Source organism: Anaeromyxobacter sp. SG66 (assembly GCF_022690805.1).
GTDB lineage: Bacteria > Myxococcota > Myxococcia > Myxococcales > Anaeromyxobacteraceae > Anaeromyxobacter > Anaeromyxobacter soli.
Map to the genome: position 1 here is coordinate 156,310 of NZ_JALCZC010000003.1, position 10,245 is coordinate 166,554.

General features: G+C 73.6%; 9 protein-coding genes. 1 reads left to right on the forward strand and 8 read right to left on the reverse strand.

Annotation, left to right across the window (positions count from 1 at the left end; genetic code table 11):
* Positions 1 to 53: 53 nt before the first annotated feature.
* On the reverse strand, positions 54 to 1,610 hold the full coding sequence (gene guaA, locus MNZ39_RS02350) for a glutamine-hydrolyzing GMP synthase (protein ID WP_242333887.1): 1,557 nt from the start codon (positions 1,608 to 1,610) through the stop codon (positions 54 to 56).
* Positions 1,611 to 1,727: 117 nt separating this feature from the next.
* Complete coding sequence (gene guaB, locus MNZ39_RS02355; RefSeq protein WP_242333890.1) at positions 1,728 to 3,191, reverse strand: IMP dehydrogenase; 1,464 nt, start codon at positions 3,189 to 3,191, stop codon at positions 1,728 to 1,730.
* 237 nt (positions 3,192 to 3,428) lie between these two features.
* Between guaB and MNZ39_RS02360 the strand changes: the two genes are divergently transcribed.
* Complete coding sequence (locus tag MNZ39_RS02360; protein WP_242333894.1) at positions 3,429 to 5,744, forward strand: TIGR02266 family protein; 2,316 nt, start codon at positions 3,429 to 3,431, stop codon at positions 5,742 to 5,744.
* Positions 5,745 to 5,767: 23 nt separating this feature from the next.
* On the opposite strand, the gene MNZ39_RS02365 is transcribed toward MNZ39_RS02360, so the two are convergent.
* The 6 genes from MNZ39_RS02365 to MNZ39_RS02390 all read right to left on the reverse strand — a co-directional run.
* A complete protein-coding gene (locus MNZ39_RS02365; RefSeq protein WP_242333897.1) occupies positions 5,768 to 6,448 on the reverse strand; it encodes a DedA family protein in 681 nt (226 codons plus the stop codon).
* Positions 6,449 to 6,615: 167 nt separating this feature from the next.
* Complete coding sequence (locus tag MNZ39_RS02370; RefSeq protein ID WP_242333899.1) at positions 6,616 to 7,074, reverse strand: cyclic nucleotide-binding domain-containing protein; 459 nt, start codon at positions 7,072 to 7,074, stop codon at positions 6,616 to 6,618.
* Positions 7,071 to 7,598, reverse strand: a complete 528-nt coding sequence (locus MNZ39_RS02375; RefSeq protein ID WP_242333902.1) for a gamma carbonic anhydrase family protein — start codon at positions 7,596 to 7,598, stop codon at positions 7,071 to 7,073. Before MNZ39_RS02375 ends, MNZ39_RS02370 begins: the two co-directional genes overlap by 4 nt.
* A complete protein-coding gene (locus MNZ39_RS02380; RefSeq protein WP_242333905.1) occupies positions 7,598 to 7,996 on the reverse strand; it encodes a VanZ family protein in 399 nt (132 codons plus the stop codon). The genes MNZ39_RS02375 and MNZ39_RS02380 overlap by 1 nt, the downstream gene beginning before the upstream one ends.
* Positions 7,993 to 9,375, reverse strand: a complete 1,383-nt coding sequence (gene miaB / locus MNZ39_RS02385; protein ID WP_242333908.1) for a tRNA (N6-isopentenyl adenosine(37)-C2)-methylthiotransferase MiaB — start codon at positions 9,373 to 9,375, stop codon at positions 7,993 to 7,995. Before miaB ends, MNZ39_RS02380 begins: the two co-directional genes overlap by 4 nt.
* 45 nt (positions 9,376 to 9,420) lie before the next feature.
* Positions 9,421 to 10,245: TonB C-terminal domain-containing protein (locus MNZ39_RS02390; protein ID WP_242333911.1), on the reverse strand; the 825-nt coding region annotated here is incomplete at its 5' end.

Genomic DNA, 10,245 nt, shown 5'->3' on the forward strand with positions numbered 1-10,245 from the left:
GCCTCCTCTGCGAGGCGAGGCCCCGGCGGTGCCGGGGCGCTTCCCGGCGCGCGCTACTCCCACTCGATCGTGGCGGGCGGCTTCGAGGAGATGTCGTACACGACGCGGTTGATGCCGCGGACCTCGTTGATGATGCGCGAGGACATGCGCCCGAGGAGGTCGTAGGGCAGGCGAGCCCAGTCGCCGGTCATGCCGTCCGTCGACTCGATGGCGCGGATGGCGCAGGTGGCCTCGTAGGTGCGCTCGTCGCCCATGACGCCGACGCTGCGCACCGGGAGGAGCACCGCGAACCCCTGCCAGAGCTTCTCGTAGAGGCCGGCCGCGCGGATCTCCTCCTGGACGATGGTGTCCGCCCTGCGGAGCACGGCGAGCCGCTCCTCGGTGACCTCGCCGAGCACGCGGATGGCGAGCCCCGGGCCGGGGAACGGCTGGCGCTGGACGATGTGCGGCGGCAGCCCGAGCTCGATCCCGAGCCGGCGCACCTCGTCCTTGAAGAGCTCGCGCAGGGGCTCGACGAGCCCGAGCTTCATCACCTCGGGGAGGCCGCCGACGTTGTGGTGGCTCTTGATGGTGGCGGACGGTCCCTTGAAGGAGACCGACTCGATGACGTCGGGGTAGAGCGTGCCCTGGACGAGGAACTGGGCGCGCTCGCCGCCGGCGGCGAGGCCCTCCACCTGCTCCTCGAACACCGCGATGAACTCGCGGCCGATGATCTTGCGCTTTTGCTCGGGGTCGGTGACGCCGGCGAGCTTCGCGAGGAAGCGCTCGGAGGCGTCCACGGTCACGAGCGGCAGGTGGAACATCCGCCCGAAGACCTCCTCGACCTGGGCGCGCTCGCCGGCGCGGAGCACGCCGTTGTCCACGAAGATGCAGCGGAGCCGGTCGCCGATGGCGCGGTGGACGAGGAGCGCCGCGACGGCGGAGTCCACGCCGCCCGAGAGCGCGCAGAGGACGTGGCCGTCCTTCACCTGGGCGCGGATCTGCTCGACCGCGATCTCCACGTAGGCCCGCATCGACCAGCTGCCGGAGCAGCCGCACACGCGGTAGGCGAAGTTGCGGAGGATGTCCTTGCCGAGCGGCGTGTGGACCACCTCGGGGTGGAACTGCACGCCGAAGAAGCGCCGGCGGCGGTCCTCGACGGCGGCGAACGGCGCCGAGGACGTCGCGGCGATGGGCTCGAACCCGGGCGGCAGCGCCTCGACGCGGTCGCCGTGGCTCATCCAGACGTCGAGCTTGCGCGGCAGCCCCTCGAACAGCTCCGCGCCCTCGCGCGTCTCGATGGTCGCCGGGCCGAACTCGCGGTGCGCGGCCTTGTCCACGCGCCCGCCCAGCTCATGGGCGAGGAGCTGGAGGCCGTAGCAGATCCCGAGGACGGGGACGCCCAGCTCGAAGGCGAGCCGGTCGGCGCGCGGGCTGCCCTCGGCGAGCACCGACATCGGCCCGCCGGAGAGGACCACGCCCCGGGGCGCGAACGCGCGCATCGCCTCGGGCTTCATCGTGCACGGGTGGATCTCGCAGTAGACGCCGAGCTCGCGCAGCCTGCGCGCGATGAGCTGCGTGTACTGCGACCCGAAGTCGAGGATGAGGATCTTCTCTGCGTGGATGTCCAACGCGGGCCTCCGGCTCCGACGTCAAAGACCGCTCGCCTCGCCGCCTGTCGGGTGCGAGCGGCAAAAGCCGCGCTGCGCCGGCTCGTGGTCCGACAGGCTCACCACGAGCGGAGGGAATCAGTCCGCCCGGTAGTTCGGCGCTTCCTTCTCGATGATGACGTCGTGCACGTGGCTCTCGCGCAGGCCGGAGGTGGAGATCCGCACGAAGCGCGGCTTCACCCGCAGCTCCGCGATCGCCTTGCAGCCGAGGTAGCCCATGCCGCTGCGCAGGCCGCCCACGAGCTGGAAGAGCGTCATCTCGACGGTGCCCTTGTACGGCACCCGCCCCTCGATGCCCTCGGGCACGAGCTTGTCGGCGTCCGAGACCTCGGCCTGGAAGTAGCGGTCCTTGGAGCCCTGCTTCATCGCGCCGAGCGAGCCCATGCCCCGGTACGACTTGTAGCTGCGGCCCTGGTAGAGGATCACGTCGCCGGGCGCCTCCTCGGTGCCCGCGAGCAGGGACCCGATCATCACGCTCGACGCGCCGGCCGCGATGGCCTTCACGAGGTCGCCCGAGAACTTCACGCCGCCGTCGGAGATGACCGGCACGCCGTACTTCTCGGCGGCGCGGGTGCAGTCGTCCACCGCGGTGATCTGGGGGACGCCGACGCCGGAGACCACGCGCGTCGTGCAGATGGAGCCGGGGCCCACGCCGACCTTCACCGCGTCCACCCCCGCCTTGCAGAGCGCCTCGGCGGCCTCGGCGGTCGCCACGTTGCCGGCGACGAGCTCGACGTTCTTGAAGTTCGTCTTGGTCGCCCGCACCGCCTCGAGGACGTCCCGGTGCGCGCCGTGGGCGGTGTCGATGGCGATGACGTCCACGCCCGCCTTGAGGAGGGCCTGGATCCGCTGCTCGCGATCGGCCCCCACCCCCACCGCCGCGCCGCAGAGGAGCCGGCCGAGCTTGTCCTTGGCGGCGTTCGGGTGCTTCTGGATCTTCTCGATGTCCTTGATGGTGACGAGGCCGCGCAGCTCGAACGCCTCGTTCACGACGAGGAGCTTCTCGATCCGGTGCCGGTGGAGGAGCTCCTTCGCCTCCTCGATCGTCACGCCCTCGCGGGCGGTGACGAGGTCCTTCGTCATCACCTGCTCGACGCGCTGCTCGAGGTTCTTCTCGAAGCGGAGGTCGCGGTTCGTGAGGATGCCGACCAGCCGGCCCTTCTGGACGACGGGGATGCCGCTGATCCCGTTCTCGCGCATGAGCGCGACGGCGCGGTGGATGGGCGCCTCGGGCTCGATCGTGATCGGGTCCCCGACCACCGCCGACTCGTACTTCTTGACCTTGTGGACCTCGGCCGCCTGCTGCTCGACGGTGAGGTTCTTGTGGACGAAGCCGAGCCCGCCCGAGGAGGCCATCGCGATGGCCATCCGCGCCTCGGTCACCGTGTCCATGGCGGCCGAGACGATCGGGATGTTGAGCTGGAGGTTGCGGGTGAAGCGCGTCGACGTCTCGACCGACTTCGGGAGGACGTCGGATTCCGCGGGGAGCAGCAGGACGTCGTCGAACGTCAGCGCGAGGCGGAGGTCGTCGCGGTTGAGCATGGGGACGTATAATCGAGCGCGCTCGGACCGGTCAAGACGCCCGGTTCCCCTACGGATCCGGCGGGAGCGGGCCGGGCGCGGGTCACCCCGGCGCGAGGGGCCGGCGCTCGACGCCCGCGCGCCTCGCCCCCAGCGCCTCGGGAGGTGCGCGGGGGCCCACACACGCCGCGCGGACGCTGCGCCGCAGGGTGAACACCCGCTTGCCCGCCCGTCCGCCGGAAGACGATAATCGCCGCGGTGGAGGGGCCACACGACAAGCGCGGCGGGGGCCGCACGCCGGTGGGCCTCGCCGTCCGGCTCTCCTACGGCACCATCGACGAGCTCGTGGAGCGCTTCGCGGTGAACATCTCCCGCGGCGGCGTGTTCATCCGCACGCGCGCGCCCAGGCCGGTCGGCACCCGGCTCGCCCTGGAGCTCCGGCTCTCCGGCGGCGAGGCGGCGATCCGGGGCGAGGGCGTCGTGCGCTGGATCCAGGCCGAGGATCCGGCGGCTCATCCGCGCCGCGCGCCGGGCATGGGCGTGCAGTTCACGAGGCTCGACGACGCCTCGCGGGCGCTCGTCGAGCGGATGGTGGAGCTGAAGGAGCGCCGCGGCGTCGCCCCCGGCGTGATCGCCCCCGCGCCCATCGCCGCCCGGCCGGACGGGACCCCCGCCCCCACGCGCGCGCCCGATGCGGCGCTCCCGACGGCGCTCCCCACGCCGCCCCCACCGTCCGCGCCGCCGGTGCTCACGCCCCTCCCCGCCGCGCCCTCGCCCGCCCAGGCGGACCTCGCCGCGAGCCACCGGGTGGAGCAGCTCCAGGCCGGACCGGCGCGCATCGACCTCGGCCTCCCGGACGCGCCGCGGCCGGTCACCCGCCCCTCGCGCGCGATCATCGGGATCGACCTCGGGACGTCCAACTCGTGCGCGGCGGTCGTGAAGGACGGGCGGCCGTACGTGATCCCCTCGCGCGAGGGGCACGCCACCGTGCCTTCGATCGTCGGGCTCAACGCGCGCCAGCGCGTCGTCGTCGGTCACCTGGCGAGGTCGCAGCTCCTCACGAACCCCAAGACGACCGTCTCGGGCGCGAAGCGCCTCATCGGGCGGGCCTGGGACACGCCGCTCGTGCAGGAGATCCGCGAGAAGTACCCCTACGAGATCGTGCCCGGCGACGAGGGCCTCGCGGCGGTGCGGCTCGGGCCCGAGACCGTCTCGCTCGAGCAGATCTCCGCGCTCGTGCTGGGAGAGGTCCGCGACGTCGCGCAGAACCACCTCCGCGAGGAGGTGAACCGCGCGGTCGTCACCGTGCCCGCGTACTACAACGAGCGGCAGCGCGCTGCGGTCCGCCACGCGGCGGCGCTCGCGGGGATCCAGGTCGAGCGCATCCTGAACGAGCCGACCGCGGCCGCGCTCGCGTACGCCTACGGCCGTCACCTGAACCAGCGCGTCCTCGTCTACGACCTCGGCGGCGGGACGTTCGACGCCTCCGTGCTCGAGCTGTCCGACAACGTCTACGAGGTCGTCTCGACCGGCGGCGACACCTTCCTCGGAGGGGTGGACTTCGACGACCGGATCGTCGAGCGGCTCCTCGCGATCTGGGAGGAGCGGACGGGTGCGCCCTTCCCGGACGACCGCGTCGCGCTCTCCCGCCTCGTCGACGCCGCCGAGCGCGCCAAGTGCGCGCTCTCCGAGCGCGCCGAGTTCCCGGTGAGCCTGCCCTTCCTCGCCCTGCGCGACGGCGCGCCCGTCGCGCTCGAGGCGGTGCTCACCCGCGACGAGATCGTCGCGCTGGTCGAGCCGCTCGTCGACCGCACCCTCGACGTGTGCCGGGAGGTGCTCCTCGCGAAGGGGCTCGGGACGAAGGACATCGACGAGGTGCTGCTCGTCGGCGGGCAGTCGCGGATGCCGCTCGTGCACCGGAAGGTGGCGGCGTTCTTCGGCCGCCCGCCCTCGCACGCGGTCCACCCCGACGAGGCCGTCGCCCTCGGCGCGGCGCTCCTCGCCCACTCGCTCGGCAGCGCCGAGGGGGTGGTCCTCATCGACGTGCTGCCGATGTCGATCGGCATCGGCCTGCCCGGCGGCCGCGTGAAGACCATCATCGAGCGGAACACGCCCCTCCCCGCCCGCAAGCAGTACGGGCTCACGACGACGCGCGACGGGCAGACCGAGTTCGAGCTCGCCGTCTTCCAGGGCGAGAGCCGCGCGGCGTCGGAGTGCGAGTACCTGGGGACCCTCCGGCTCGAGGGGCTCCCGCCCGGCCCGCGCGGCATGGTCAAGATCGCGGTCAGCTTCGAGCTCGGGCCGGAGTGCCTGCTCACCGTCACCGCGCGCGAGCTCAACACCGGCCGCGAGGTGCAGGCGGTGATGTCGGCGGGCGAGGGGGCGGAGGCGGCGCGGCGCAAGCTCGAGCAGGGCGGCGGGGCGGACGCGGCGCGGGCGCAGACCGGGAACTTCCCGGCGCCCGGGAGCCTGGCCGCGGGCGCTGCGGATCCCGCCGTCGCGGCGGCGAGCGCCGGCGGCGCGCTCGGCGGCCTCTTCCGGAGGATCTTCGGCCGGCGCCCGGAAGCGCGCTAGAGCCTCGCGTCCGGTCGGTTCCGCTACTCCCGCTCCGCCTCGGACGCCAGGGCGGGCGGGGCGGAGCGACGTCCTTGCGCCCATCGGAAGACGAGGGCGAGGAGCACGACGAGGACGCCGAGCAGGATGTAGTTCGAGAATCTCCCGGCGACGCGGGTCGCGGCGTGCAGGTCGGAGCCGAACCAGAAGCCGACGCAGACCCACAGCGGCGCGGAGACGAGCGCCGCGACGCCGTCGAAGAGCAGGAACTCCCAGTACGGCATGCGGGCGTGGCCGACGGTGAAGAAGGTCGGCGCGCGCAGGCCGGGCAGGAAGCGCGCGAACATCACGACCACGTTGCCGCGCGTCCGCACCTTCCGCTCCACGAGCTGGAGCTTCTCCGGCGTGATGAGCCGGCGGAGCGGGCGGAAGTCGGCGATGCGCGCCCCGAACCGCCGCCCCGCGAAGAAGATCACCGAGTCGCCGGCGAGGATGCCGCCGAGCCCCATCACGATCATCGTGAGGAGGCCCTCGTCGTGGAGCATCCCGGAGAAGGTCGCGTGGCTCAGATCGGACGCGAGCCAGGCGAGGACGCCGGCGGTCACGAGGACCACGTCCTCGGGCATCGGCAGGCCGAACCCGCAGAGGACCAGCATGACGAAGACGACGCCGTAGCCGACGTGGAGGGAGTGGCCTCCCAGGATGGCGACCAGGCGTTCGAGCATGCGGCCTTCCGTTCTCCCCGAATTACCCCGAAACCGCCCGAGCGTCACGCGCTAGCCGCGCGGCGCGCGCCTCGATATCGCGGGACCCCCGACGAGAACGATGCGCGCGCCCCGGCGCTTCCCGCCCGCTCGCCCGGAGGGCGGGCAGGGAGGCAGCCCGCGCGTCCCTAGCTCATACGACGGGCGGCGAGCTCCCGGAGGGCGTCGCGGTTCTCCGCGACCTTCTCGGCGAGATCGCCGCCGATGGCCAGCGCGAGCTTCAGGCAGGCCTGCGGCTTCTGGGGCTGGAGCCGCACGAAGTCGCGCTGCGTGATCTCCACCACCTCGCAGGCGGTCCCGGCGACCGCGGACACGAGCCGGACGCTCCGGCCGAGCAGCGCGAGCTCCCCGAGGTGCTCGCCCGCGCCGAGCACGGCGAGCTCCTTCTCGCCCTCGGGCGTGCGCTGCGTGACGCGGACGGTGCCGGACTTCACGATGAAGAGCGACTCGCCGACCATGTTCTCGACGAAGAGCGGCGTGCCCGCCGGGATCGCCTTCTCGAGCGCGATGCCGGCGAAGATCCTGAGGCCCGTCTCGGTGAAGTCCTTGAAGAGCGCCGCGCGCCGGAGCGCCTCGAACGCCGTCATCCCCCACCCCCCTCGCCGCGGTAGCGCGCGGCGTACCCCGCGTACCGCTCCGCAGAGGTCCGGAGGAAGGCGCGCTCCTCCGGCGTGAGCTCGCGGCGCGGCCGCGCCGGCGAGCCCAGCACGAGCGTGCCCGGCGGCACGATGGTCCCGGGCGAGACGAGCGCCCCCGCGCCGACCATCGCGTCGGGGCCCACCACCGCGCCGTCCATGACGATCGCGCCGATGCCGACGAGGCAGCGCTCGCGGATGGTGCACCCGTGCAGCACCGCGCGGTGACCCACGGTCACGTCGTCGCCGATGACGGTCGGGTGCGTCCCCGAGGTGACGTGGACGACGGTGAGGTCCTGCAGGTTGGTGCGCGCGCCGATGCGCACGTGGTTCACGTCGCCGCGGACCACCGTGCCGAACCAGATCGACGAGCCCTCGCCGATCTCCACGTCCCCGACCACGACCGCGTTCTCCGCCACGAACACGGATCCGTGCAGGCGGGGCGCCCGCCCGGCGTACGGCGCGATGATCGGCATCAGCCGTCGATGCTAGCCCGCGCACCTACACGCCGCAAGATGACCGCCGCCACCGCCGCGCCTGCCGCGACGCCGAGCGCGTCGGCCGCGAGGTCGAGGAGATCGGGCGAGCGGTTCGGCACGAAGGCCTGGTGCCACTCGTCGGACGCCCCGTACGCGGTCCCCAGCGCGATGGCGAGCCCGAGCGGCACCCAGGCCGGGAGCCGCCACCCGCCGAGCGCCGCGCGCACGAGCGCGCCGAGCACCGCGTACGCGGAGGCGTGCAGGAGCTTGTCGTGCTCGAAGAGGCCCTGCGGCAGCTCGGGGAACGGGTGCGACTGGGAGGACGCCCAGAAGATGAGCGCGGCCCAGGCGACCGCCCCCGCGGCGAACAGCGCCGTGCGCGGGCGCGCGGTCACGCGAGCGTACCGGAGAGCGAGCTCCCGCCGGCGCGCGTGATGCGCGCGTGGACGAGCGCGCCGGTCGGCGCGGCCTGCTCGTCGGCAGCGAGGTGGACGACGGTGTTCTCGGGCGTGCGTCCGAGGCGCTCGCCCGGCTCGTCGGAGGGTCCCTCGACGAGGACCTCGACCACCTTCCCGAGCGCGGCCGCGAGCGCCTCCGCGGCGATGCGGCGCTGCGCGCCCTGGAGCCGCTCGAGCCGCTCGACCGCCACCGCGCGCGGGACCTCCTGCCACTCGGGCCCGGAGCCGAGGCGCAGGCCCGCGACCGTCTTCGGGCGCGGGCTGAAGAGGAAGCTGAAGCTCTGCTCGAAGCGCGCGCGCTCGAGGAGCGCGAGCGAGCCCTCGAAGTCCGCGTCGGTCTCGCCGGGGAAGCCGACGATGAAGTCGGTGGTGACGGCGATGCCGGGGCGGGCGGCGCGCAGACGATCGAAGCGGTCGAGGTACTCCGCGACCGTGTAGTCGCGGCGCATGCGGGCGAGGACGGGATCCGAGCCCGCCTGCACCGGCAGGTGGAAGTGGGGCATGACCTTGGGCTCGTCGCGGAACACCTCCACGAGCGCGTCGGAGAGGTCGTGCGGGTGACTCGTGGTGAAGCGGATCCGCGCGATCCCCGGCACGGCCGCCACGCGGCGGAGCAGCTCCGCGAAGGTGCAGCCGCCCGCGTAGGAGTTCACGTTCTGGCCGATGAGCGTCACCTCGCGCACGCCCACCTCGGCGAGCGCCGCGCACTCGGCCACGATCTCCGGGAACGCGCGCGACACCTCGCGGCCGCGGGTGTGCGGCACGATGCAGAACGCGCAGACGTTGTCGCAGCCCTTCATGGCGGTGACGAACGCGGTGGGCCGGCCGCGCGCGGCCTCGGGGTCCGCCTGCGGGAACACGTAGTCGTGCGAGTCCATCCAGCCCGTCTCGGCGAACCGCTCGCGCTCCGCCCGGGCGACCATCTCCGGGAGCTTGCCGATGTTGTCCGGGCCGAAGACGAAGTCCACGTACGGCACGCGCGCGAGGAGCCGGTCCTTCTCCTGCTGCGCGACGCAGCCGGACACCGCGATGAGCGCGCCGCGCCGCGCCTTCACCTCGCGGTAGCGCCCCAGGGCCGACAGGAGCTTCTGCTCCGCCTTCTCGCGCACCGCGCAGGTGTTGAGGAGGATGAGGTCCGCGTCTTCCGCGGTGTCGGCGCGCTCGAACGCGTGGCGGCCGAGGAGCTCGACCATCCGGTCGGAGTCCGACGCGTTCATCTGGCAGCCGAAGGTGTGGACGTACACCTTGCGGGGGGCGGCCGGGCGATCGCCGGGCGCGGAGGGGGCCTTGCGGGAGAGCGAGACGAGGTCGGACACGCGGGCGGAAACTAAGGAAGACCGGGGCGCGGAGTCAACCGGCGGCTATCCGCCCTCGCGCACCGCGACGAGCTCGATCCGGCTCTTCGCCTTCCGCTTCAGGGGGTAGACGAGGCCCTTCGGCTTGAAGTTCGCGTCGAAGGCCACGCCCGCGACGGGGACGGGCGGGATGACCGAGAGCTCGGTGACGAACGCCCACTCCGTCGTCGTGCCCGCGAGCCGGCGCGAGGGCGAGCGGCCGATGAGCCCCCGCGCCTGCGCGAGCGCGAGGCGGTCGTGGGCGGGGTTCCCGCTCGACGCGACGACCCTCGCCTCCGTGACGACGCCGTCGCCGTCCTCGGTCACCGCGACCACCGTGACGAGCGCCTTCGACCACGCGAGCCCCTTGCCGCCCGTCGCGGCGAGCGCGTCGATCCCCGCGACGAGGGACTCGCGCTCCCGGTCGCCCTCCGCCGCGGCGTGCACCGTGGCGTCCGTCCCCGGCGCGACGCCCCCGGGGGCGTCGGGTCCGTTCTCGAACGGCCGCCCCGAGCGGCCGTAGGCCTCGGCGGCGCCGAGGTAGGCGCCGGCGGTGTCCGCGAGGAGGTCGCGAGTCCCCTGCCCGCCTCCGCGCAGCACGCCGAAGTCCGGCGCGAACCCGCCAGCGAGCGCGTCCCGGAGGTCCATCCACGACGCGTCGGGGTAGCGCGCGAGATCGCGCGCGCGCATCTCGGCGAGCATGCCGTCCACGCGCCGCTTCGCGCGCGCGGCGGGCGCCTCCTCGCCGTCGCCGCCGCCCGGGGAGAAGAGCGACGCCGGGGGCGAGACCGCGAGCGCCTCCCGCCCGGCCGGCGCGCGCTCCGCGCCGAGCCCCTGCGCCTCGAACCAGCC

Excerpts from the sequence above, each read along its gene's own strand:
- guaB (WP_242333890.1), bottom strand. The coding sequence starts at position 3,191 with ATGCTCAACCGCGACGACCTCCGCCTCGCGCTGACGTTCGACGACGTC.
- MNZ39_RS02365 (WP_242333897.1), bottom strand. The coding sequence starts at position 6,448 with ATGCTCGAACGCCTGGTCGCCATCCTGGGAGGCCACTCCCTCCACGTC.
- MNZ39_RS02370 (WP_242333899.1), bottom strand. The coding sequence starts at position 7,074 with ATGACGGCGTTCGAGGCGCTCCGGCGCGCGGCGCTCTTCAAGGACTTC.
- MNZ39_RS02375 (WP_242333902.1), bottom strand. The coding sequence starts at position 7,598 with ATGCCGATCATCGCGCCGTACGCCGGGCGGGCGCCCCGCCTGCACGGA.